The 24,079-nt window shown below is 45.7% G+C and carries 17 protein-coding genes; 4 read left to right on the top strand and 13 right to left on the bottom strand.

From position 1 onward, the window contains the following. Nucleotides 1–24: 24 nt before the first annotated feature. Nucleotides 25–783, bottom strand: a complete 759-nt coding sequence (locus FS818_RS16665) for a tyrosine-protein phosphatase (RefSeq protein WP_145333254.1) — start codon at nt 781–783, stop codon at nt 25–27. Nucleotides 784–937: 154 nt separating this feature from the next. Then, entirely contained in the window at nt 938–1,375 is a 438-nt protein-coding gene (locus FS818_RS16660; RefSeq protein ID WP_145333253.1) for a hypothetical protein, read from the bottom strand. A gap of 339 nt (nt 1,376–1,714) precedes the next feature. On the opposite strand from FS818_RS16660, the gene FS818_RS16655 reads away from it, so the two are divergent. Then, nucleotides 1,715–2,083 (top strand): helix-turn-helix domain-containing protein, encoded by a 369-nt coding sequence (locus FS818_RS16655; RefSeq protein ID WP_123063221.1) that lies wholly within the window; start codon nt 1,715–1,717, stop codon nt 2,081–2,083. 106 nt (nt 2,084–2,189) lie between these two features. On the opposite strand, the gene FS818_RS28835 is transcribed toward FS818_RS16655, so the two are convergent. Next, nucleotides 2,190–2,342 (bottom strand): hypothetical protein, encoded by a 153-nt coding sequence (locus FS818_RS28835; RefSeq protein ID WP_186331437.1) that lies wholly within the window; start codon nt 2,340–2,342, stop codon nt 2,190–2,192. A gap of 224 nt (nt 2,343–2,566) precedes the next feature. Continuing rightward, complete coding sequence (gene gltB, locus FS818_RS16650) at nt 2,567–7,165, bottom strand: glutamate synthase large subunit (RefSeq protein ID WP_145333252.1); 4,599 nt, start codon at nt 7,163–7,165, stop codon at nt 2,567–2,569. Here gltB and FS818_RS29315 point away from each other — a divergent pair. Beyond that, on the top strand, nt 7,157–7,288 hold the full coding sequence (locus FS818_RS29315; protein WP_260989895.1) for a hypothetical protein: 132 nt from the start codon (nt 7,157–7,159) through the stop codon (nt 7,286–7,288). The two genes, gltB and FS818_RS29315, sit on opposite strands and share 9 nt — an antisense overlap. A 554-nt stretch (nt 7,289–7,842) precedes the next feature. Here the strand turns inward: FS818_RS29315 and FS818_RS16645 are convergent. Continuing rightward, nucleotides 7,843–10,125, bottom strand: coding sequence for a YhgE/Pip family protein (locus tag FS818_RS16645; protein ID WP_145333251.1), 2,283 nt, complete (start codon nt 10,123–10,125; stop codon nt 7,843–7,845). A gap of 158 nt (nt 10,126–10,283) precedes the next feature. Continuing rightward, the gene (locus FS818_RS16640; RefSeq protein WP_145333250.1) at nt 10,284–10,874 is read right to left on the bottom strand and encodes a TetR/AcrR family transcriptional regulator; all 591 of its coding nucleotides are present in this window, start codon (nt 10,872–10,874) and stop codon (nt 10,284–10,286) included. A 412-nt stretch (nt 10,875–11,286) separates the two neighbouring features. Here FS818_RS16640 and FS818_RS16635 point away from each other — a divergent pair, with 412 nt between their 5' ends. Further along, on the top strand, nt 11,287–12,504 hold the full coding sequence (locus tag FS818_RS16635) for an MGDG synthase family glycosyltransferase (RefSeq protein ID WP_145333501.1): 1,218 nt from the start codon (nt 11,287–11,289) through the stop codon (nt 12,502–12,504). Between the two features lie 288 nt (nt 12,505–12,792). On the opposite strand, the gene FS818_RS16630 is transcribed toward FS818_RS16635, so the two are convergent. Next, nucleotides 12,793–13,650 carry a cell wall hydrolase gene (locus tag FS818_RS16630; protein ID WP_145333249.1) on the bottom strand — a complete coding sequence of 286 codons (858 nt, stop codon included), beginning with the start codon at nt 13,648–13,650 and terminating at the stop codon, nt 12,793–12,795. Between the two features lie 130 nt (nt 13,651–13,780). Further along, nucleotides 13,781–14,383, bottom strand: a complete 603-nt coding sequence (thpR, locus tag FS818_RS16625) for an RNA 2',3'-cyclic phosphodiesterase (protein ID WP_145333248.1) — start codon at nt 14,381–14,383, stop codon at nt 13,781–13,783. A gap of 199 nt (nt 14,384–14,582) precedes the next feature. Here thpR and FS818_RS16620 point away from each other — a divergent pair, with 199 nt between their 5' ends. Next, a complete protein-coding gene (locus FS818_RS16620; protein ID WP_145333247.1) occupies nt 14,583–15,539 on the top strand; it encodes a D-2-hydroxyacid dehydrogenase in 957 nt (318 codons plus the stop codon). Between the two features lie 157 nt (nt 15,540–15,696). On the opposite strand, the gene FS818_RS16615 is transcribed toward FS818_RS16620, so the two are convergent. The 5 genes from FS818_RS16615 to htpG form a co-directional block, all read right to left on the bottom strand. Continuing rightward, entirely contained in the window at nt 15,697–16,644 is a 948-nt protein-coding gene (locus tag FS818_RS16615; RefSeq protein WP_260989894.1) for a TRM11 family SAM-dependent methyltransferase, read from the bottom strand. A gap of 181 nt (nt 16,645–16,825) precedes the next feature. Beyond that, a complete protein-coding gene (locus tag FS818_RS16610) occupies nt 16,826–18,538 on the bottom strand; it encodes a methyl-accepting chemotaxis protein (protein ID WP_145333245.1) in 1,713 nt (570 codons plus the stop codon). Between the two features lie 287 nt (nt 18,539–18,825). Then, on the bottom strand, nt 18,826–19,785 hold the full coding sequence (locus FS818_RS16605; protein WP_186375514.1) for an MsnO8 family LLM class oxidoreductase: 960 nt from the start codon (nt 19,783–19,785) through the stop codon (nt 18,826–18,828). A gap of 43 nt (nt 19,786–19,828) precedes the next feature. Then, on the bottom strand, nt 19,829–21,244 hold the full coding sequence (locus FS818_RS16600) for a deoxyguanosinetriphosphate triphosphohydrolase family protein (RefSeq protein WP_145333244.1): 1,416 nt from the start codon (nt 21,242–21,244) through the stop codon (nt 19,829–19,831). 287 nt (nt 21,245–21,531) lie between these two features. Beyond that, complete coding sequence (gene htpG / locus FS818_RS16595) at nt 21,532–23,415, bottom strand: molecular chaperone HtpG (RefSeq protein ID WP_145333243.1); 1,884 nt, start codon at nt 23,413–23,415, stop codon at nt 21,532–21,534. Between the last annotated feature and the right edge of the window lie 664 nt (nt 23,416–24,079).

Genomic DNA, 24,079 nt, shown 5'->3' with positions numbered 1-24,079 from the left:
TGTATTTGGTACATCAGTAGCTGCTCACCAGAATAAAAAGCTGCGCTTTTTATTGGCTGGTAATACAGCTGAAATACGTTGATTATTCCATATGGATTGTGCATTATCTTGAAAATGTTGAATGTAGCAACGTCCCAAACGTCTTTCGAGCAACGGATATACGACATCCAGTTTGAACGTCCGATGTTTCGTATCATGTGCATCTGATGAAATGAAATGAAACCCGTTTTCTTTGCAAAAATGAAAACACCACTTCTGAACTTTTCGCCCGAAAAGTCCAGTGAATGATTCCGCCGTTAGCTGGCATAGTCCACCTTGAAGCAAGTAGTCGGACAACAGCAATGGCTTTTTCAAAATGACAAGGTTGCGTTCCGGATGAGCGATAATAGGGGTAATTCCCGCGATTCGCAGTTCGTGCAGTATTCCGGGGAACTGTGAGGGAATATGACCAAAGGGCAACTCCAGCAACATATAACGACTACCGGCGAGTGTGCAGCACTTTCCTGCATACAAGTCTCCAATCAGCCCATCGTGCACTCTGATCTCCTGACCGGGACCAATCTGCAAACGGATATTTCGTTTGGCTAGCTCGGCACGAAACATATGAACAGCCTGATTGACTACCTTTGGTTCATTGTTGTACTGTCCGTTCAGGTGATGCGGAGTTGCAATAATGGAGGTAATTCCTGAAGCTACTGCCTTCTCAGCCATCGCAACGGACTGCTCCATTTGAACAGGACCATCATCCAGACCGAATAGAATGTGGCAGTGCATTTCAACCATATCCAAACTTCCTGAAATAGTATGCTCCCCCTCGCCCCTTTATTCATTGCGCAAATGCTTTTGGTGTTAAAGAACTAATGCATAACGCTACGAAATATAGTAAAATGGCGTTAAGTACATGCTTGTTCAGAAAATGTTCAGAGTCCACCTCATCCTATATGATAAAATCAATGTAACGATAAGGCTTTAGCTGAGGCGATGGATCTGTTGCGTTCCCATATCTAGAACGGGAAACCGCCTCAAATTCAACTTCAGTAAGCATTCTGTTTAACTGTCCAGTTATATATAGTGTTTGCTCTTTCTGAATATGCAAGTTTGAATGATACAATATCAGTTCTCCGAAAGGCTGTTTCCATTGCAGCTTGGCATGAAGCCTGACGCATACATGGCTGTCTTCTACATCCAAGCCTAGTACCATTTCTGATAATACAGGTAAGTTCAGGTCGCTCAGGAAAGTGATCGCTTGTGTATCCATACCAAGTAACAGGACGGGTCGTCTTTTGCGGTCTACCATTTTCCCATGAAACTCCTGAATGTACATATGGACATTTGGTCTCAGATCGGCCCATTCCTGAAGAATTTTTGAATTCATGATTTCATTCCTTTAGAATGGATTGGCCAGCATGGACGAGAACGTTTGCTTTTGACAGGTATAACGCTCAAACCATGAGGAAATACTTAAAACACTAACGATGATACATTTTGTAACTCCATACGTTCAATTTACGATACAATACGTATCATGTCAAGCGGTATTTGGACATGGTTCTTTTGATTTACGACAATATGAGATGTCCTTAGACAGACCTATTTATTAAGTGGTATATGAGACGAATGAGGCGTAGTACATTTGCAGGAACGTTTACCCTGATCAAAAACTTGGCTCAGGATTGTTTCAATATATATGATGGTGTTCAGGGGGAAATAGCTTATGAGCTACGGAAATCGCATTGCTGAATTACGAGAACAGCGGGGACTTACTCAAGAAGAACTTGCGAACTCCATTCATATTACCAGAGCAGCTCTTTCCCACTACGAGAAAAACCGGCGCAAACCGGATTTCGAGGTGTTAACGCGGCTTGCTGATATTTTCGATGTGTCCATCGATTATCTGATTGGACGTACGAAGCAAAGTGATATGGTTATGGATGAAGATGTGCGTGAATTCGTGGATGCGCTTGAATTGTCAGATAAGGAAGTGTTAGAGCGCTTTGATCTGATGATTGATGGTAAACCTTTAACGGAGGAAGAAGCTCGTCGTTTTATTGCTTTTGTACGAATGGAACGCAGTATGGATTAATCATGCTACACCCGAGAAGAAAACCCAGTTTCCGAGTACTTCCTGCTCCGGTTTCTGGGCCTTTTTGTGTATCATGACTTCCCTCCATTCCTTGGTGTGCACCAACTCATGTACGCTTGCTGTCGGAGGATACGAAATGTTTCAAACGCTCCGGGTCGATTCCACATTGCAGTAAAACTTTCATGATGTCCATCTGGGTTGCTTCGACTTTGTTCCCTGTCGGCTTAGAATCGCCCATGTTTGGATGCTTCATCTTCATTCCGCTAACCTCTCTTATCTTTATACTTTCTCTTTGCACTCCAAAAACTAAACCTAATTATACGTTAGAACGTTCCTTGATGTTGTCGTCTCATGGCGATAACGTTTTTTGAGCGGGTTCTAATTTTGTCGAAAGCAAAAAGGAGCCTTATAACGCCGTTCTGGCGGCTATAAGACTCCTTTTGTTTCAAAGCTCTTCTTTTATTTAGGAAAATAAACGAAACATTAACCTCCGGTGCGCGCAAGCTCACGCATATTCGCTTCAAATGCAGCCAGCAAAGCGGCTTCACCTGTCAGACCTGTCGCCTGTACCCGCTCGATCTGTTCCGTCATACGTTTGAAGTCCTTCGGAATGACACGTACGAATTGATTCAGGGAATCCTGCCATGTATCCAGAATACGTTGACCTGCAAGACTACCTGTAAGTGCTACATGACGTTGAATCATACCGCGTAGATCTGCACTTTCGGAAGTATCCTCTACCCGTTCCAAAAGAACCATTTCCAGGTTGCAACGTTGCAGGAAGGTGCCTTTTGGATCATACACGTAGGCGATACCTCCGGACATCCCTGCCGCAAAGTTACGACCTGTATCGCCGAGTACGACGACACGCCCGCCTGTCATGTATTCACAGCCATGATCGCCTACACCTTCAACAACCACTTTGGCTCCTGAGTTACGTACAGCGAAACGCTCTCCGGCAATACCGCGGATATACGCTTCCCCACTAGTCGCCCCATATAGAGCCGTGTTTCCGATAATAATGTTATTCTCGGCTTCAAATGTCGCTTTTGGTGAAGGCATAACAATCAGCTTGCCTCCTGACAAACCTTTACCCACGTAGTCGTTGGAGTCTCCTTCAACCGTGAGCGTCATGCCTTTTGGTACAAAAGCACCAAAGCTTTGTCCAGCGGAGCCGACAAATTTAAATTTAACCGTATCCTCAGGCAAACCAGCAAGACCATACTTACGTGTAATCTCACTACCCAGGATGGTACCCACTGCACGGTTCACGTTGGTGATTGGCAGAACTGCTTCAACAGGTTGACCCGATTCAATAGCTGGCTGCGCGAGTGGCACCAGTTGTTGCATATCCAGCGTTTCTTCCAGTTGGTGATTCTGATGCTGTGTACGGTAACGTGCGGCGCCTTCTGGCAGTTCAGGCACGTGTAGCAATACCGACAGATCCACACCTTTTTTCTTCCAGTGATCCACAGCTTCTACCGTTTCGAGGCAATCTGTACGTCCAACCATTTCCTGAATGGTACGGAAACCAAGATCAGCCATAATCTCACGCATGTCTTCAGCAACGAAACGCATAAAGTTCACGACATGTTCAGGGTCTCCCATGTAGTTTTTACGCAGTTCCGGATTTTGTGTTGCCACACCAACTGGACAAGTATCCATTTGGCAGACACGCATCATGATACAGCCCAGTGCAACGAGTGGCGCAGTAGAGAAACCATACTCTTCCGCTCCAAGCAACGCTGCAATCGCCAGGTCGCGCCCGTTCAGCATTTTACCATCCGTTTCAAGAACAACACGATCACGCAGGTTGTTAAGCATCAACGTTTGATGTGTCTCTGCCAGTCCAAGCTCCCACGGCATACCCGCATGACGGATGGAACCTTGAGGAGATGCCCCTGTACCGCCGTCGTAACCGCTGACTAGGATAATGTCCGCACGACCTTTAGCTACACCTGCAGCAATCGTTCCGACACCCACTTCAGATACCAGCTTCACGTTAATTTCGGCACGCGGATTAGCATTTTTCAAGTCATAGATCAACTCAGCCAAGTCCTCGATCGAATAAATATCGTGATGCGGCGGCGGTGAGATCAGGCCTACACCCGGTGTAGAACCACGCACTTCTGCTACCCAAGGATATACTTTACGGCCTGGCAATTGTCCACCTTCACCCGGTTTAGCTCCTTGAGCCATTTTGATCTGAATCTCGTCAGCATTAACCAGATAGTTGGAAGTTACACCAAAACGTCCGGATGCCACTTGTTTGATCGCACTGCGACGGGAGTCCCCGTTGCTGTCTTTAATGAAACGAGCCGGATCTTCTCCGCCTTCACCTGTGTTGGATTTACCGCCTACACGGTTCATGGCGATTGCCAAATCTTCATGAGCTTCTTTACTGATCGAACCGAAGGACATCGCACCCGTTTTAAAACGACGCATGATGTTTTCTACCGACTCTACTTCTTCGAGCGGAATGGAAGCTCCGACCGGTTTCAGCTTCAACATCGAACGAATCGTAAGCAATTGATCATTTTCACCCTGTACGAGTTTGGAATACTTTTTGTACAGCTTGTAATCGCCCGTACGTACAGCGTGTTGCAACGTATGGATCGTTTGCGGGTTGAACAAATGCTCTTCCCCGTCATTACGCCATTGGTATTCACCGCCGGAATCCAGCACTTTATCATTGCCGTCCTTATCCGTGAAGGCACGGTTGTGATGTGTCAGCGCCTCTGCTGCTACTTCCTCCAGACCGATACCACCGATTCGCGAAGGTGTCCAAGTGAAGTAACGATCTACGAAATCTGATTTCAGACCAACGGCTTCGAAAATTTGAGCACCGCGATACGATTGGATCGTTGAGATACCCATTTTGGACAATATTTTAATAACGCCTTTTGTTGCGGCTTTAATGTAGTTTTTAACGGCTTTCTCATGGGAAATGCCGCGCAGCAAGCCTTGCTGAATCATATCATCCAGCGTTTCAAATGCCAGATAAGGGTTAACCGCACTTACGCCATAGCCCAGAAGCAATGCGTAGTGATGAATATCACGCGGTTCTCCCGATTCGAGCAAAATGCTGACTTTAGTTCTTGTACCCTGACGAATCAGGTGGTGATGCAGACCTGCAACAGCCAGCAACGCCGGGATTGCTGCATTCTCGGCATCCACACCTCGGTCAGACAAGATCAGAATATTATGTCCTTTGTCGATGACACGGTCTGCTGCTTCAAAGAGCAGGTCCATCGCTTTACGCAACCCTTCTGCTCCTTCTGCAGCGGTGAAGAAAATCGGGATCGTCATGGAACGGAAGCCTGGACGACGAACGTGACGGATCTTCGCAAAATCTTCATTAGACAATACCGGTGTATCCAGACGGATCTGGCGACAGCTCTCCGGTTCAGGGTTAAGCAGGTTACGCTCCGGACCAATCGTTGTCGCTGTAGAGGTAACGATCTCTTCACGGATCGCATCAATCGGCGGATTGGTTACCTGTGCAAACATCTGTTTAAAGTAGTTATACAGGCGTTGCGGGCGATCTGACAGAACAGCCAGCGGTGCATCATAACCCATGGAACCTGTAGCTTCCATTCCTGTGGATGCCATTGGCTCCAGCACTTTGCGCAGTTCTTCAAATGTATATCCGTAAGCCAGTTGAAGTTGCGTAACATTATCATGTTTAGGGTCTGGAAGCTCCGGTGCTTCCGGCAACTCGTTCAGGTCCATCAAGTGCTCTTCAAGCCATTCCTCGTAAGGATTCTCTGCAGCGATGAGCGCTTTGACTTCTTCATCAGAGATAATACGGCCCTCTTGAGTATCGACTAGCAACATCCGTCCCGGACGCAGACGATCTTTGTACAGAATGTCTTCCGGTGCGATATCCAGAACACCGACTTCGGAAGAAAGAATGATTCGGTCATCCTTCGTTACATAATAACGGGCAGGACGCAAACCGTTACGGTCAAGCGTAGCACCGATCTGCAAACCGTCTGTAAATGCCATAGCCGCAGGGCCGTCCCATGGCTCCATCATCGTGCTGTGGTATTCATAGAATGCCTTTTTCGCAGGGTCCATCCCTTCGTCGGTGCTCCACGGCTCAGGAACCATCATCATTGCCACGTGTGGCAGGGAGCGTCCGCTTAGGTACAGGAATTCCAGCGTGTTGTCAAACATCGCTGTATCTGAACCGTCCGGATTAATGACCGGTTTTACTTTCGCAATGTCATCGCCGAACAGTTCACTTTCGAACAAGGACTGACGCGCATGCATCCAGTTCACGTTACCACGCATCGTGTTGATCTCACCGTTGTGGATCATGAAACGGTACGGGTGGGCACGTTCCCAGCTCGGGAAGGTGTTCGTACTGAAACGGGAGTGTACGAGTGCAATCGCTGATTCAACCAGTTCTTCCTGCAAATCCAGATAGAACTTGCCCACCTGCTCGGTTGTCAGCATGCCTTTGTAGACCACTTTACGGCAAGACAAACTCGGCAGGTAGAATGATTCTCCTTCCGCCTCGTCTGCGGAATAACGGATAGCCAGTTCAGCACGTCTGCGAATGACATACAATTTGCGCTCAAATGCAAGCTCATCCTTTACTTCATCCGATCTTCCGATAAACACCTGGCGTACATAAGGCTTCGCTGCCAGTGCAGAACGACCCAGCATCTCATCATACGTAGGTACATCCCGGAAGCCCAGGAAGGTCTGCCCCTCTTCTTCAATAATCTTCTTCAGGCTCTCTTCATGTGCAGTACGAACAACCGGATCATGAGACAGGAACAGCATACCTACGCCATAGAATCCCTGTTCAGGCAAAGCAAAACCGAGTCGTTCTGCTTCCTTTGCGAAATAACGATGTGGAATCTGAATCAGGATGCCTGCTCCGTCACCGGAATTTGGTTCACTTCCCTGACCCCCACGGTGCTCCATGTTACTGAGCATGGTCAGTGCTTGACTAACGATATCGTGTGAAGGTACTCCTTTGATGTTGGCAACAAAACCCATACCACATGCATCTTTTTCAAATTGTGGGTCATACAGACCTTGTTTTGGAGGTAATCCGATGTGTCTCATGGAACGCAACCTTTCTATAATGAAGTATTTCGGAAAGATCAAGACATAACAACAGGCAACAATGAAACGGGAGGAGCTGGCATTTCGCTTGCGATAAGCCTGCCTGCTGAGATGGAGGGGTGATAGCTTGGGATATCTGTTGTAAGCCTGGTATTGCGGTAAAGACCGCCATTATTGCGAAGGACTGACACCGGTAATCCGGTAACAGCATATATACAACAATACGTAGCCGCTAGCACGACTACTCAAGATGAAGCGACGTTTTTTGATATAGTTCTATTATTTTAACACCGACCTAACATCAGCGCAATTTAAACTTTTTAATACCTCTGATAAGAATTGTTTTGCAGTACAGCTTTAGTGTGCTGACGTTTAAAAACATCTCTTTTTCGAATAATTATACACATTTTATAGCAGAGCACAACTGATTTTAATTGCTGATAAAAGAAAATCGTTCCATATCCAGCCTGCGTTTGACCATATTTTCGCAATTTTCATGCTTCAGCTTCCAATATAACTTTCTATTTTCATACTATTGAATACAAAATGGCCTGCGGCTTATTTTAACGCCGCAGGCCATTTGTACTATTTGACTACTATATTGCATAATTTCGATACATATGCTTTAACTTTTTTTTGCAAAAAGTTCTGCAATTATCGTCTTGCTTCATTCATTATTATACAGTCAAAGGTTGACCGCTTTCGGCTACTTCGGCTTCTCTCTTCGTACGTCGGCCGTTCAGGAGGAAGTACGTTAGCGTAAGCAACACAGATATAGCTGCATAGACGCTCAATATTTCAGCCTGATGCCACATCACATTGAAATTACCGCTGGAGACAACAGCTCTGAGCCCCATAATGCTGTGTGTCATTGGTAGCCACTGACTGATGGACTGCAGCCATGAAGGAATCAGTTCTACCGGGAATGTACCCGCACTTCCTGCAAGCTGGAAGACCAATAGCAAGATGATCACATAACGTCCAGGCAGATCGAGCCAAGTAACCAGCGCCTGAACGATCAGCATGAAGGTTAGACCCGTTATAATCGTAAACAGATAAAACAGTCCTGTACTATGTGTCTCTAGTCCGAGACCGTAAAGCATAAAGCTTGCTACAATAACCGACTGGAAGATGCTCACCGAACCAAATATCAATGTACGGCTTACGAAACGATTCCAGCCTGTTGCTCCAGGTACAGACGTTTCACGCATTTTCAGAACGATCGTAGAGATCAGTGATCCTACAAACAGACCGATGGACAGGAAAAATGGTGTCATGCCTGTTCCATAATTACTTACGTTCTCTGCCTTGTTCTCGGAAGAGCTAACCGGTTCTGCAAACATATTCACAACTTCATCTGTTTTCTTCACTTCGGACGTTTTCTGAGCAGCATCCTTCAGCTTCGTTGCCAGTTCACCTGAACCGTCTTTCAGTTCTGTAAGGCCATTAGCCAGTTTACCGGCTCCGTCACCCAGCTGTTTGGAACCGTCAGCGAGAGATGAAACACCGCCGCTAAGTTTCCCAACACCTGACTGCAATGCAGCCGTACCTGTACCTAGCTGTTTCGCACCAGCTGCCAGTTGTGTACCGCCAGTGGTTGCTTCACCCAATTTACTACTGAATTGTTGCAAGCCGCCCGATAGTTTTGCTCCACCCTGACTGAGCTGTCCAGCACCTGCGAGCAGTTGCTTCTGTCCATCTACCAATTGAGTGGCACCTGCAAGCAGTTGCTGTTGACCTCCATGCAGTTCAGTTGCACCCGTAGCCAGTTGCTGATTACCTTGGTGGAGTTGATCCGCCCCTTGAGCCAGCTTCTCCTCGCTTTCACGCAACTGTGCACTGCCGTCAGCAACAGCCTGACTCGCTGCAATCAGCTTTTGAACATCAGCGCTTGCCGCCAGTTCCGGGTTGCTTGCTGCCAGTTGCTTCAATCCGGCTGCCACTCCCTGTGCGCCATCGGCAACTTTACTGCTACCATCCACAGCGGATTGCAGGCCGGTTGCCAATGTTCCACTGCCCTGAACTGCTGATTGCAGACCGTCAGACAGCTTCGCACTGCCTTGTTCGGATGATTGCAGGCCTGCTTGCAGCTTGTTTGCGCCATCCAATGAAGATTGCAGGCCGGAGGCCAGCTTGTCGCTTCCTTCTTTCAACTGGTCAGCCCCACTTTGAAGCTGCCCCGTAGCTGCTTCATGAAGTTGCTGTAACCCTGAAACTAGACTTGTCGTTCCATTTTCAAGCTTCGAAGCTCCATTATGCAGTGCAGTAACTCCGTTACTTAACGGAGCTAATCCATCCTGAAGTTTCAATGTGCCGGATGCAAGCTTAGCCAGATTATCCTTCAGTTTCACGGCCCCGTCGTCGAGCTTTCCAGCACCAGTCTTCAAATCTCCGGCACCGTTGCCTGCTTCAGCCAAGCCATCCGACACTTCGGAGAATTTATCTAACAACGTTTCTGCATAAGACTCAGTAACTTTGGCTGAAACTTTAGCCTTCAAATCTTTAATTGCCGTTTTACCGATTTGCGCACCTACGAAGTTATAATTGCCGTTCGGCTCATAGATCAGTTCTGCTGGTGCTGGCTTATCATTAAGCAATGTTGTCGCTTGGGACGAAAAGTTCTCAGGAATGGTGATCTGCATGTAATACTTGTCGTTTTGCATGCCATCCTTGGCCTGAGTGGCACTGACAAAGTCCCATTTGAAATCTTCATTTTTCTTCAGTTCATCGATAAGGTCCTTACCGACATGAAGTGATTTTCCTTCCAGTTCGGCGCCTTTATCCAGATTAACTACGGCTACCGGCAGTTTATCCACATTACCATAAGGATCCCAGTAAGCCGCCAAATAAATGCCGCTGTACAGGATCGGTATAAATAATATCGCAATTACAGGGATCAACACCTTCGGGTTTCTCACGGCTGATCCCAAATCCTTGAAAAACACGTTTAATGATTTCATGTCATTTTCTCCCCTTAATCTCTCTGCTAGACAGCAGGAATAACCAATATGAAAACAGAATGAAAAACTCTGGTATTTTTACCGAAATACGTGATGACCAATTCTCTCAAACGGTCAGTCCAGAGCAAAAAACAAACTTGTCTTTCGACAAGCGAGTTTCAATCAACCGGACTGATCGCAGCTATGCCTTCCATTAAGAAAAGACGAAAGTAGTTCTTGATTTCCTCTTTGCTAAGCGGCTCGTGATGTTTACTCCAGTCAGAGGTCAATGCGATATACAATCGAATCATCATAAAAGCGACAACTTGCGGATCGCAATCGCGTATTTCTCCACTAATTCTTGCTTTCTCCAGTTCGCGGGCCAGAAAATCGGAAATAACCTTCTCCACTTTTTCCAGACCTTCTTTGGCCTGCAACGTTCCGAAATCCTTCAATTCCTGTGACAGTTTCACGAGCAGCTCGTGATCACGGCGGAATTCCAACAGCGCATCCAGCACGCGAAACAAGTTATCAAAAAAAGTACTTTCCTGATGCACTTCACGCTGCGCAATATTTTTCATTTCCTGTATGACTTCCACGAGGATCTGATCAAACAGCTGTTCTTTATTCGTGAAAAAGGTGTAGATCGTGCCTTTGCCTACATTGGCGATCTTGGCCACTTGATCCATCGTAGTCGCTTTGTATCCAAACATGGCAAACGACTGGGCGGCTGCATGAATCACCTGCTGTCTCCTGTCGATCGGAGCCATCTTATCCCCTCCTTGCTTCATATATATTGTGACGAGTGATTTCATCGCTCTCTATAAAATGACCAAAAATACAAAATGGTCATTCGGTCAAAAACTACAATATCACCTTGAAAATAAGATTGCAAGCCTAACAATAAAAAAATGTATTAATATTTTTTAACCGAAATGCAGTGGAAACTGTCAGCGCCGTCGTCTATAGTGTAAGATGACTCAAACAATCCGCATATAACTGAAGTTTGCTGTCTCAAATCAGGTTATACGGTGTAAATATTTTTGGATGAAACATGATTCCTTGTTTTGCTGTATATTCATTAAGTAACAAACCTAGCATAACTGTCCTTACTTAAAACGTACGAAACTGTTCTCATTCAAATATTAATTTTAACTCAAACTTATGAATAAAGGTGAACTCATGCGAAAACCAAGAGTGCTCTTATTATCAGAAGGATTCGGTACTGGTCATACACAGGCGGCTCATGCTCTGGCTCATGGCATCAAAAAAGTAAGTCCTCATGTTCACAGTCGCGTTATCGAACTAGGGAAATTTTTGAATCCGACCGTCGCTCCACTGATCTTTTCTGCATATCGAAAGACACTATCGGTTCAACCCAAACTTGTCAGCCTGTTGTACCGCACACAGTACAACAAATCTTTAAACGGCTTAACCAAACTGGCGTTGCACCGTATCTTCTATACCCAGACGGCGCAGGTCGTATCCCAGTTGAAGCCGGATATTGTAATCTGTACCCATCCGTTTCCTAATGCGGTTATTTCCAGACTTAAACGTCAAGGACTGAATATTCCGCTTTATACGTTGATCACGGATTATGACGTGCATGGAACATGGATCAACCCGGAGGTAAACAAATATCTGGTTTCTACTCCTCAAGTTAAAGCCTTGCTAGAGATTCGAGGGGTCCCTTCCTCACAGATCCAGATTACAGGCATTCCTGTACACCCTGATTTTTGGGAGTCTGGGGATAGGGTCAAGCTCAGAGAAGAGATGGGACTGCAGAATATGCCAACAGCGTTGCTTATGGGGGGCGGTTGGGGGCTTTCTTTTGACGAGGAACATATGAAAACTCTCGCATCCTGGGCAGACCGGGTTCAATTAATCTTCTGCCTGGGAAGCAACCAGAAGATGATTGATAAAATGAAAGAAATCCCTTGCTTCCAGCATCCCAACATCCGTATTCTGGGATACACGAAGGAGGTCAGCAGACTCATGGATGTTTCGGACGTCCTGATCACCAAGCCAGGAGGCATGACATGTACGGAAGCGATGGCTAAAGGCCTTCCGATGCTCTTTATCCCTCCACTGCCAGGACAGGAAGAGGAGAACTGCGAATATTTTGTACAAGCTGGATATGGAGAGGTCATTCACTCTAAGGATGTCATAACAAATCGATTCCGGGAGTTGTCTGAAAATCAGCATAAGCAAGGTAGTCTGCCTAAGAAGAACAAAAGGTATATAACAGGACATTCACCAGCTTATGATCCAACCCGTTGTGCTCAAGCTGTTCACGATTTACTCTTCCCTGCAACAACAGAGGTTACAACTACGTCTCTAGAGCGTTTCTCAGCAGGCATTACAAACAGACCTTTGTCTGGTACCAGACTCCCTTTATAACCTCTCTAAGGGGCCTTAGCATCGGCCTGAGGACGCAATAATCAATACACAATCAATCAAGTGCTTAAACGAATACGAAAAAGCAAAAAGGTTCCCCTTCAGAGAATGAAGGGGAACCTTTTTTATTTCTATTGCATTTCATCGTATGATCTACCAAAAAAATGGGTAAATTACAATCAAAGATACTTACAAAAATGACGAAATAAAACTGCAACTTTACAAGATTCAGGGCTGATGTGACACTCACATTGTTAACTACCCTGCCTGTTTGCAGAATTTTTAGGTACTTTACTTGTAAAAAGTATGATGCCCAATCGTTTTTACTTCTTTCTTCGTACGAGCCACTGTCAGATCATCAGCAAGCGTCAAAGATAAAAAATAATACGTATCATCTGACACTTCCTTCTGGCCGTTAAGTGCAGCATTTACAGCTTTGATGCTATCTTCATTCGGGGTTACCCGTTTTAGTCGTCCATTCGCCACAGGGCTGAACTGTGATTTTTGATGGATGACCTTGTAAATGGTATCGGGAAAATTGGCTGACCGCAGCCGGTTTAAGACAACGTTGGCAACTGCCACTTTGCCTTTGTACGGTTCGCCTTCCGCTTCTGCCATGACAATTTTTTGTAGCAGATGCAGCTCTTTATCGGACACACTGTAAGACCAGGTTGCGAGTTTCGCATCATCCTGATTCAAAAGTTTGGTCCGCGTAAAGTAAAGTTGTTGGGGGGGAGTTGACATCGCAGCCGCCGCTTTGGCATGTTCCATTTTAGCCAATTTCAGAGCAGCTTCTTTTTTGGCTTTGGCCGTAGCGATAGCTTGGGCTTTTTGTTTAGCCGCAGCTTCCTGTTGCTCGCGCTCTTCCTGAGCAGTCAAAAGCCAGTTTTTTGCTGGCAAAGCATTCGTCCATGTTACGGATTGTCCAGACGTGTCAGAAGATAGACTTGTCCCATCTTCCATCATTCGCCTCTGTTCTTGCGGAAATGATGGGTTGTTATGCGCCGAAGACGCAAGCTCCGTCATCTGTTTACTATCACTCGCTTCATTCCATTTCCCCGTCGCCTGAACGACATTTACCCCCACTATACATACAAGCAGCACTGATAACATCGGTGCTACCCAACGATTCTTGCTTATAATTTCCATTCGAAGATTCCTCCTATCGAAACAATTCCCTAATCTTAGTAACCCAAAAAAAAGAATTTGAATAACGATGGCTAATATTACATAGGGATAAACACAATGTCAATGTGAGTTTATGGCATTAAAAAGTTTTTCAGGAAAATGAAAACGCATCCACTGTCTCATACATTGGCGTTTGTCCAAGCCTTGTCACATAAAGTACAAAACCGTCTACTGACCATGAATTTCCATGAGAAGCATGTTCTGTAACGATTTCGAAAACTCCATCATGATCTATACCAGGAAGCGATCCAAGATATTTTCTGGCTACAGTAACATGTGGACGATAAGGTCTTAACTCGGCTTCAAAACCCAAACTTTTTGTGGACTTTACAATTTTTTGCTGTAACTGATGTAATCGCTCTACATCTCCGTTAACACCTCTCCAGAGAACTTTCGGTGTTTTCTCCAAACCAAACGTTCCCCATTCCGATAGCTGTAGGTCAAATGTATGAAAATCAGCGGCTACGTTGTGCAAAGCTGCCCGAATATGACCGACATCACTCATCAACGTATCCCCCAGGAATTGCAAGGTAATATGATAATCTCTTTGGTCTGTCCACTTACGAAAATCAAGCTTGTTCCGTATTAACTTGGCCTGCATATGAAGAAACTGCTGAACAGATTCAGGCAGACGCACAGCAATAAACAGACGTTCCCGTCTGGATGCATGTTCTTGAAGTTTTGGGGCATTCATTGCATACACCTCTCTAAAGTTCGCTCTATTATTCCATAACTATGCATATCATTTCAAGCTGGGTAAATATAGAGTGACACACAATATAGATTTTGCATATCAGACTTCGTTCCTGAATTTTCCATTTTCATGCACAGGATACACTGAATCTGATACACTTGACAAGACTAATTCATCGATCTCAGGAGGCACACACATTATGGGTAAAATCGTATGTTTTCCATCTCTGTCCGAAGAACAACAGCAACAGATCCAGAAGGCTGCGCCAGGATACACGATCAAAGTGGGTAAAGCCAAGGATCTGGATCCGAGCGAATTAAAAGAAGCCGAAATTATACTGGGCTGGTCTCCTCTTGTAACTGAACACGCTCTGCATAAGGACAGCCCTTTGAAATGGATTCAGGTCTGGTCAGCCGGTGTAGATAATCTCCCATTCGCCGAGCTACAACAAAATAATATTCAGGTGACCAGCGCCAACGGCGTTCATGCCATTCCTATTACAGAAATCATTTTGGGTATGATGTTATCCCACAGTCGCTGGTTAAGACAAGCTATGCTGTATCAGCAACAGGCTGAATGGAAGAATCCTGGAAAAGCACTGCCTGAGTTACATGGTAAGACAGCTGTTATTGTCGGAGTCGGCGAGATTGGTACCGAAACAGCCCGTGTATTACAAGCTCTGGGGATGCGCACAATTGGAGTACGACGCTCAGGAAAAGACGTGCCCCATGTTGACCGTATGTATGATATGTCCGGACTGCATGAAGCTCTCAGCCAAGGTGACTATGTAATTAACATTCTGCCATTGACCGATGAAACCCGGCATATTTACGATCAGAATACCTTTAACCATTTCAAGAATGATGCGTGTTTTGTCAATGTAGGTCGCGGCCCCAGTGTAAACACAGAAGCGTTGCTGGCTGCCCTGCAAAGCGGCAAAATTGCCTTCGCTGCTCTGGACGTGTTCGAAGAGGAACCCCTTCCATCAAGCCACCCGTTATGGGGGATGGAAAATGTGTTAATTACACCTCACATTGCAGGAAGTACAGAACAATATACGCATCGCGCTCTCGATATTTTCATCAAAAATCTGGAAGCCTACGTTGCAGGTAAAACTCTTCCGCTCAACCTTGTCGATTATAGTCATAAATATTAACACAAACACCCGTTCCCATGCAACTTGTTTAACGTGATGCTCATTCACTATGGATCAATTTGGAACGACAAAACACTCCACGAAGGATTCTTTCTCTCTTCCTTCGTGGAGTGTTTATTATGCACTCTAACGTATAATTACATGCACATCCAGATCATCACATACACACCCAGACATGACGTACAAACGTGCCTTTACGCACCGTTATGTACTTTTCTATCGTCCATCCTGATTCCAGCAAGTGAGCCTGTACCCACTCTGTGGAAACGACGACAGCTCGTTTGCATAACTTGCGCAATTTCTGGATCATCTCTCGCTGTTCTTGATCGGGAAGAACCGAACAAAGATTATAAGGCATGTCGAAAATTGCCGAATCATACTCACCTTCCAGATCCCTCATGTCTCCCAAAGTAATTCGATTGGCATCATACCCGAAATGAGGTAGATTAACTTTTGCTCCGCGCACAGCAAGTGCATTAAGATCATTGCCTACGGTATCAATTCCCATGGATAAAGCTTCAATGACAACCGTTCCCATTCCACAGCATGGATCCAGCAAACGATGATTTTCTGCCTCTGGAACAGCAACGTTTACCAGCGCCCTTGCTAAGGTGACACCGAAGCCTGTCGAGTAGTTTTGCGGCTTCTGCTGATGGATATGCCACGATTTCTCCGCTTCTGTCCACTGACCCAAGATCCATTTTAGACCTATTTTGATTAGTCCGAAAGTCACTTTAGGTTGCTTCATCTGAGCCTTTCCATGGATGCACATCCCGATTTCTTTTTCAATCTTCCGTGCCTGAGCATAGTCAGGTGGAGCATCTCCTGCCTTCAGACAAACGACCTTAAATGTCTCATCCTGCCGTAAACGAATGTTTCCAGCTATAGGGAGTAGCTCCGTAATGGAGTTTCCTTCACCCAATACATTCAGCCGTCCATGAATAAATGGACTTCTTCCCGGCGGGATACATCGCTCAGACCTAATATAAGAACTATTGGCAATGCGCATTTCTGAATCCGGCCTAAGCAATGTACTCAATTCAAGATGGCATAACTCACGTTCATTTTCATGACATGCAAAGATGTATATATATGTAGCTGCCATCATAATCACCCTCGTTTCTTGGTTATACTTTTCAAGTTTAATTCAAAAAAATAAGGGATCCCATTGCTGGATATCCCTTTCAACTTTAATTTTAGGACCTGATCTTAAACTTAAAATTCAACCACAAACCCACCTGTTCAAACAATCGTTTTACCCTGTTTCTACTATTATAAAGAACGACTTATACTTTTAATTTTTCAATAGATGTGAGCAGATCGTCAGACAGTTCCTTCAACGTTTGGATATTACTGCTGATGGTCTCCATAGAACCGACTTGCTCTTCAGCCGATGCAGAGACTTCCTCCACACTGGCCGCCGATTGTTCAGAGACTGCAGAAATCTGCTGACTGAAGTCATTCATCAGGCCACTGCTCTGTTCCATACCTGAAAGTCCTTCCGACATCGTGCCAATTACCTCTACCATGCCTTCTACGGATGTGTTGATGGTTCTGAACAACTTACCTGACGTAAGCATACGCTCCTGCCCTAATTCCGTTTCTTGAACGCCAACACGTAGCTCGTTCACTACACCCTGTGAATCTTGCTGGATATCCTGAGTGATGGTCGTAATTTCTTCAACGGAAGCTTGGACTGCTTCTGACAATTTCCGGACCTCCGATGCTACAACAGCAAAACCGCGTCCACTCTCTCCAGCCCGTGCAGCTTCAATCGATGCATTCAACGCGAGTAAGTTGGTTTGGCGAGCAATGTCGTGAATCACCAAAACCAGCTTGGAAATGTCTTCATTTTTACGGTTTAGCTGCTCCATCTTGCTCATCGAGGACGATACCGAGCTGGCAATCTGTTGCATCTGTTGTACGGATTCTTCCATGGATTTGCGGCCGCTCTGTCCCTGCTCCAACACTTGATTGGACATCATACGAAGCTGATTTCCCTGTTCCGCATGTTGCTGAATATGATTATTCAAATCTTCCACCGTGCGAGCCGACTCCACAGCGGTTTGAGCCTGACTCTCCGCCGCCTTAGCCGATTCCTCCATTGTGATCGCAATTTGCTGACTGCCGATCTTCACTTCTTCCGAAGCAATGGCCAATTCGCTACTCTGACGATTTACCGATTCAGCTACACGCCTTACATTAAGCACCATCGAGGTCAGGTTACCTTTCATCTCATTGACTGCTTTCGCCAGGGCACCCACTTCATCTTCATGTTTAGTATGGATGTCCTGCACGTTCAATTGACCTTCCGCGATCAATTTAACAGCACTGATAACACGAAGTAGCGGTTTGACCACCTGAGTACGGATGATCGGAACAAAAATGGCAGTTATGATAATCATTGCAAGCACGCCTATAATAACGGACAATCTGCCGTCTTGCACAGATCGAATGGTTTGGGATGCCGATAGATCTGATTGTTGCTGGTTGTAATTGACGAGATAATCCAGATCGACCTGCATCAAATCAAACGAATCTGCCCCTTTGCCAGCAACCTCTTTGGCAAGCTCAGTCTGTCCTTCATCACTGATTCGAATGGCTTGTGCATTAATTTTAAGATAGTCTTCCCATTTGCTCTTAAACGATGTCCAGTGCTCATTCTCTTCTGCAGACTTTGCCTGTTTATCGTAGATGGCAATCGTCTGGGCAGTTTCACGAATATACTTGGTGCGCTCTTCGTTAAGTTTGGCCTTGTCCGCTTCCTCAGCATCAAAGTAACGATAACTCAGTGACAAAACATGTTCAGTTGAATAATTTAATTGGTTGATCTTCTGGATCGAAGGCATCCAATTCCCTGTAATATCGTTTGTGTTGGTCTCAATTGAATTCATCCGGCCAATGATGGTAACACTCAGAATAATTAAACAGAGGATTAACAGGTAAAATGCGATGCTGATACGCAGACCGATGCTCTTGATTTTAAATCGGCTAAACATATAATTTCCCCCTCATGACAACTTTCGCCACATTTCAATTTAGTGCTTTTCTCGCAAATAAACCCATCTATTGGCCCCTTGCAAATTACACTCTTCTATATTATATCTGCATGATAGCGATAAAGTATTATAGCATTCTTTTGTCGGTAAACGCTGTAATCCATGAAATTTTGTTGAACTTTATCGAATTAAAAATGAGCTACAACATCTGTATAATTCAGATCTGCAACTCATCGCCATTCTTAACATCACCTAACAATTAGTTAGGTGATGTTAGATTCACTTTGTCACCGAAGCCCAGCTAGCAAACGATAGGATTCCAACCTGCGTTCATAATCAGGACCAGCCGTTACCATGAGGATCTGGTTGGTATCCAGCCTCTGCCCTGCTTGCCGAATATACTGCCATACTTGTTCCGGTGTGCCAGCAACATGCCGCTTCACTCCCTTATCTTCTTTGTTGAAAGAGCTCCAATCTAAAGCGTCATTCTCATTTGCCGCACACATTGCACTGACGGCCACCATGACTTCCGGTTCCTTCAGCCCGGCACTAGGCACGAATTCCTCACGATAGCGACGTACAGCCTCCACCCCATCCGAGTCACTCATGAATTGTCCAAAAACATAGCCCATACCAAACTGTGCAGCATATGTTGCGCTTTTGACATTGGTCCCTAGCATCCATATCGATAATGGAATTTCTGGAATTGGACGCGCTGTAACCGGAACATCCTCATACGCAAAACGTCCTTCCAGCAATTCGGTAAGCGAAGCCAGTTTGGCGGGAAGATTCGAGACATGTTGCAAATAATTGCCACTAAGCGCCATCGTTGCATGAGGCCCTCCGCCAGGAGCACGTCCTAAGCCGAGCTCGATTCGTCCGGGATAGAGTGAAGCCAGCAGATGGAACGACTCTGCTACCTTGAGCGGACTGTAATGGGGAAGCAAAACAGCTCCCGACCCAAGCAGAATGGTATCTGTCTTTGCACCAATATGAGAGAGCAACACCTCAGGAGAAGCAGAAGCAAGGTCGGCCATATCATGATGCTCAGACGTCCAGTATCGTTTATATCCCCACGCTTCTGCTTGTTGAGCCAACAGTACTGCTTGTTGAAGAGCATGCTCAGCGGATGCACCATTCAGTCTAGGAACGAGATCCAGCACGCCCAGACTGAACTTTTCTCCAGATCGATCTTGGGTGTCGTCACCTGAGCTTTCGCTAAAGGTTTCACTTGAATTTGCAACCACACCGTACAACTCCTTTGATCTCTCGCCCCTCTTGATTTCGCGCCTAGTCCAGATCGTAGATCGAACCAACCTTCAGGCCATAAAGTTCATTATAGATTTTCTCGGCAAATGCATCGGTCATCCCCGCAATGTAATCAATCACCATATGCTCCCAAGTCCAGATCGGTTGCGCTTTGGCTTGATCCTTCTCATATCGTTGCAACCAATCGGAAGGAATGATGGATTTTGACGTTTCCGGATCGAGAAATGCGTCCCAGAGCCGTTTAATCATCCACTCACTGCGCTTCTGCAAACGCTGAACGCGCAGATCCCGAATCATCGTCACCCAGGCGAAGCTCTTGAGTACACTCACTGTGCGTAGCATGTCGAGGTCTTCTACGCCTTCGCGGACAAAGGTTACCTTTTTCCAATCCCCGTCATCAATGACCCCGAGACTGCCTACGAAAAGGCTGACCCAATAGGCCTTTACCTCACGACGAGTACGCGAGTAATCATGCTCGCAGAAAGGCATCTTCTCATTCCAGATGCGCAGGAACGATGCGAGGACTTCTTCTACTTTTTCCGCGATGGCCTCTCTTGTCCAGCCCTTCCAGAACAGATCTTCCAGTGTAGTGACTTTGTCTACGATGAGCCGGTTAATATGCTGGTCTTGCAGAAAATGCTCATGCACCTCGATTTTGCCTGCCTTGATGCCATCCTCCAGATCATGTGCGGAGTACCCAATATCATCGCATAGATCCATCAGTTGTGCTTCAAGCGTTTTCTTGCCTGCCGGAATGTTCCAGCGCTCCCGAATCTCACGAATGTACTGCCACTCGTGGTGATACATGCCTTTTTTGCTCTCTGTTCCAGGATACGGATACTTGTTAATCCCAAGTAGCACAGCATCCGACAAGTTCAATCCGTCGATATCTTCACGTTTCTCCAAATGCATGATCAGGCGGAAGTTATGTGCGTTTCCTTCAAAATGCTCATATTTCCGTTTGAGCTCCGCTCGCACGTCAGACTCAGCCTTAGGGGCTTTCGCGGCCCGACTTTTTTTCATAATCTTCTTCGTCTCACTGTTAATCAGATCATCCAAAATGCCATCAAGCACTTCTTCCCCTTTATGTCCAAAAGGTGGATGACCAAAGTCATGTGCAATCGCCGCACATTCTACGACTTCCGAATCAATAATCAGACCGGGGTTCTCTGCCCGGCCCCAATCTACCTCCGGGTAATGACGCAGCAGGCTTCTCGCCGCTTCTCGCGCAATCTGTGCCACCTCAAGGGAATGGGTCAGACGTGTCCGGTAATAATCACCCGTACCTGCGCCAAACACTTGCGATTTGCCCTGCAGTCTCCGGAACGTTGGGGAATGAATCAATCGGGAATAGTCTCGCTCATACGCTGCACGAGAGCCCTCCAGCTTGGTAAGTTCAGGGTATTGTCTATGTTCTCTCAGGTCATGCCATTGCATGTTAGATCACTCCTAGCCGACTGTCTCTATTTTGAGTGATTATACACAACATCTGCGGTTTCGAAAAGCAAAATCCGTCTGTCATGTCATCTCTTCTTACATCAACATATGATGCACAGTCCTCTCTATGTATATTATACCCTGCAAGACTACTGTCTGTGCATAGAATGAAGAACTGTATGTCGATCGTTGAGCCGGTGAGTGTTACCTCGATATAAAAGAAAACCCGACAGACGAATGACGTCTTGTCGGGTTAAACTTCAAATGAAGTTTTAAATCTAGCAGATCTATACCATCACTTTGCAGATATCATTTGTAAATTCTACCGGGTCTTGAATCGGCAATCCTTCAATCAGCAACGCTTGATGATACAAGAGGCTCGTATACAAGCTCAACTTCTCTTTATCCTGCGCAAAAGCATCTTTCAACGATTTGAACACATCATGGTTCACGTTGATCTCCAGCACTTTATCCGCTTGAACATCTCCGCTGTTCGGCATAGCTTTCAGCACTTTCTCCATCTCAATCGTCAAATCACCCTCGGTGGACAAACATACCGGGTGGCTACGAAGGCGTTTAGACGCTTTCACCGCTTTAACTTTACCTTCCAGCTGTGCCTGCATCGCTTCGAACAATTCTTTGTTGTCATTGTCCTGCGCTTCAGTCTCTTCTTTTTCCGCACTGTCTTCAATACCGAGATCGCCACTGGAGATCGATTTGAACTCTTTTTCCTTGTAATTCGTGATCATCTTGATCGCGAATTCATCGATGTCATCGGTGAAGTAGAGCACTTCGTACCCTTTTTCCAACACACCCTCGATCTGAGGCAGTTTCTCGATTCGGCTGATGGACTCACCCGCAGCATAGTAGATGTACTTCTGATCCTCCGGCATTCTGGAGACGTATTCGTCCAGGCTCACCAACTTGCTCTCTTTAGAAGACGTGAACAGCAACAAATCCTGCAGTGTGTCTTTGTTTGCGCCATAATCGCTGTATACGCCGTACTTCAGCTGACGACCAAACGCTTGATAGAACTTCTCGTAGTTCTCGCGCTCGTCTTTGAGCAGGCTTTGCAATTGGCCTTTGATTTTGTTCTTGATGTTCTTCGCAATCAGGCTCAGCTGACGGTCGTGCTGAAGCATCTCACGTGAGATGTTCAGAGACAGATCCTCGGAATCCACCATCCCTTTGACAAAACCAAAGTAATCTGGCAACAGGTCGCCGCACTTATCCATGATCAATACGCCGTTGGAGTATAGCTCCAGACCTTTTTCATACTCTTTTGTATAGTAGTCAAACGGTGTATTCTCGGGAATAAACAGGATCGCATTGTACACCACGGCGCCGTCCGCGCTAATGTGCAGATGTTTCAGCGGCTTGTCAAAACCGTACCGTTTCTCCATATAGAAGTTGGTGTAGTCTTCTTCGGTCAGTTCGCTTTTATTTTTACGCCAGATCGGCACCATGCTGTTGACCGTTTGTTCTTCCTTGTAATCCTCGAACTCGTTCTCCGTGCCTTCCTTCGGACGGTGATTGGTCACATCCATTTTGATCGGATAACGAATGAAGTCAGAGTATTTCTTGATGATGGATCTCAAACGGTATTCTTCCAAAAACTCGTCATACGAGTCTTCTTCGGTGTTTTGTTTAATCGTCAAAACGATCTCTGTACCTACGCTGTCTTTCTCAGCAGGCGTAATCGTGTACCCGTCGGCACCTTCGGATTCCCATTTCCAAGCTTCGTTGCTACCCAGCGTTTTACTCGTTACCGTCAGCTTGTCCGCCACCATGAACGCCGAGTAGAAACCTACCCCGAATTGACCGATAATGTTATGGCCGTCTTTGGCTTCGTTTTCTTTTTTGAAGGCCAGGGAACCACTCTTCGCAATGACACCCAGGTTGTTCTCCAGCTCTTCTTGTGTCATACCAATTCCGGTATCGGTAAGGGTAAGTGTGCGGTTTTCCTTGTCAATGGTAAGCTTGATATAGTAGTCCTCTTTGTTGAAAACGAGCGTGTCGTCCGTCAATGCTCTGTAATATATTTTGTCGATGGCATCACTGGAGTTCGAGATCAGTTCTCTGAGGAAAATTTCTTTCTGTGTGTAAATGGAGTTGATCATCATATCCAGCAAACGTTTGGATTCTGCCTGAAATTCTTTTTTAATCGCCATGAATGAAGTGCTCCTTTCGAATTTGGGTATTGAATGATTCGATAGAAAATAAAGGCAAGCGGCTCTGCAAGATAAACGTTCCGTTTACAAATGGTGCACAGCATAACCATATTCTCGATAAAACCATTCCATATGTAGTGGTTTGTATTCTTCACTCTATTAGCACTCATACATAAAGAGTGCTAAGCCCTCCTTTTTATATAACATATGGGAAAATTGGGTGTCAATACGAAGACGGTTATTTTAACAAAATCATGGATTTCAACTTGAAAAATGATGCTACAGCTGCGTCCGGACTTCCCTTTGTCCACGCCGAGTTCCCTGCGCGCTGTGCTACAATGTTTGATGGCAGTCAGTCAAGATACATGCTCTATATCAGTTTAACGTACTTCCTTCAGCAATACAAAAACCGCCACGAATTCAACTTCGGGACGGCAGGGGTAAAACGAGACGTATGGAGGTTTAGCCAGACCGCTGATGCCGCAAGGAGTAAATGTACCAGTGTGATGTCAACAAAATCGCGAGCACCACTCTCCATTTTCGTATGTCGACTTCAACCACCCGTCGCTAACGATCATGAGAGACGTTAATGAAGCCTTTTTGAGGTATTTCCCATTCTAACGATCCTCAGGAACGTTATTTAACTACATTCGGCAATATTTTG

Source organism: Paenibacillus xylanexedens (genome assembly GCF_007680605.1).
Classification (GTDB): Bacteria; Bacillota; Bacilli; order Paenibacillales; family Paenibacillaceae; genus Paenibacillus; species Paenibacillus xylanexedens_B.
The sequence above is the reverse complement of the archived record's forward strand: the minus strand, read 5'-3'. Positions and strand labels throughout refer to the sequence as shown.

Coding starts and splice junctions, on each gene's coding strand:
- FS818_RS16640 (WP_145333250.1), bottom strand. CDS start 10,874: ATGGCTCCGATCGACAGGAGACAGCAGGTGATTCATGCAGCCGCCCAG.
- FS818_RS16630 (WP_145333249.1), bottom strand. CDS start 13,650: ATGGAAATTATAAGCAAGAATCGTTGGGTAGCACCGATGTTATCAGTG.
- FS818_RS16655 (WP_123063221.1), top strand. CDS start 1,715: ATGAGCTACGGAAATCGCATTGCTGAATTACGAGAACAGCGGGGACTT.
- gltB (WP_145333252.1), bottom strand. CDS start 7,165: ATGAGACACATCGGATTACCTCCAAAACAAGGTCTGTATGACCCACAA.
- FS818_RS28835 (WP_186331437.1), bottom strand. CDS start 2,342: ATGAAGATGAAGCATCCAAACATGGGCGATTCTAAGCCGACAGGGAAC.
- FS818_RS16645 (WP_145333251.1), bottom strand. CDS start 10,125: ATGAAATCATTAAACGTGTTTTTCAAGGATTTGGGATCAGCCGTGAGA.
- FS818_RS16660 (WP_145333253.1), bottom strand. CDS start 1,375: ATGAATTCAAAAATTCTTCAGGAATGGGCCGATCTGAGACCAAATGTC.
- htpG (WP_145333243.1), bottom strand. CDS start 23,415: ATGGCGATTAAAAAAGAATTTCAGGCAGAATCCAAACGTTTGCTGGAT.
- FS818_RS16600 (WP_145333244.1), bottom strand. CDS start 21,244: ATGCAATGGCATGACCTGAGAGAACATAGACAATACCCTGAACTTACC.
- FS818_RS16635 (WP_145333501.1), top strand. CDS start 11,287: ATGCGAAAACCAAGAGTGCTCTTATTATCAGAAGGATTCGGTACTGGT.
- FS818_RS16610 (WP_145333245.1), bottom strand. CDS start 18,538: ATGTTTAGCCGATTTAAAATCAAGAGCATCGGTCTGCGTATCAGCATC.
- FS818_RS16615 (WP_260989894.1), bottom strand. CDS start 16,644: ATGGCAGCTACATATATATACATCTTTGCATGTCATGAAAATGAACGT.
- FS818_RS16620 (WP_145333247.1), top strand. CDS start 14,583: ATGGGTAAAATCGTATGTTTTCCATCTCTGTCCGAAGAACAACAGCAA.
- FS818_RS16665 (WP_145333254.1), bottom strand. CDS start 783: ATGGTTGAAATGCACTGCCACATTCTATTCGGTCTGGATGATGGTCCT.
- thpR (WP_145333248.1), bottom strand. CDS start 14,383: ATGAATGCCCCAAAACTTCAAGAACATGCATCCAGACGGGAACGTCTG.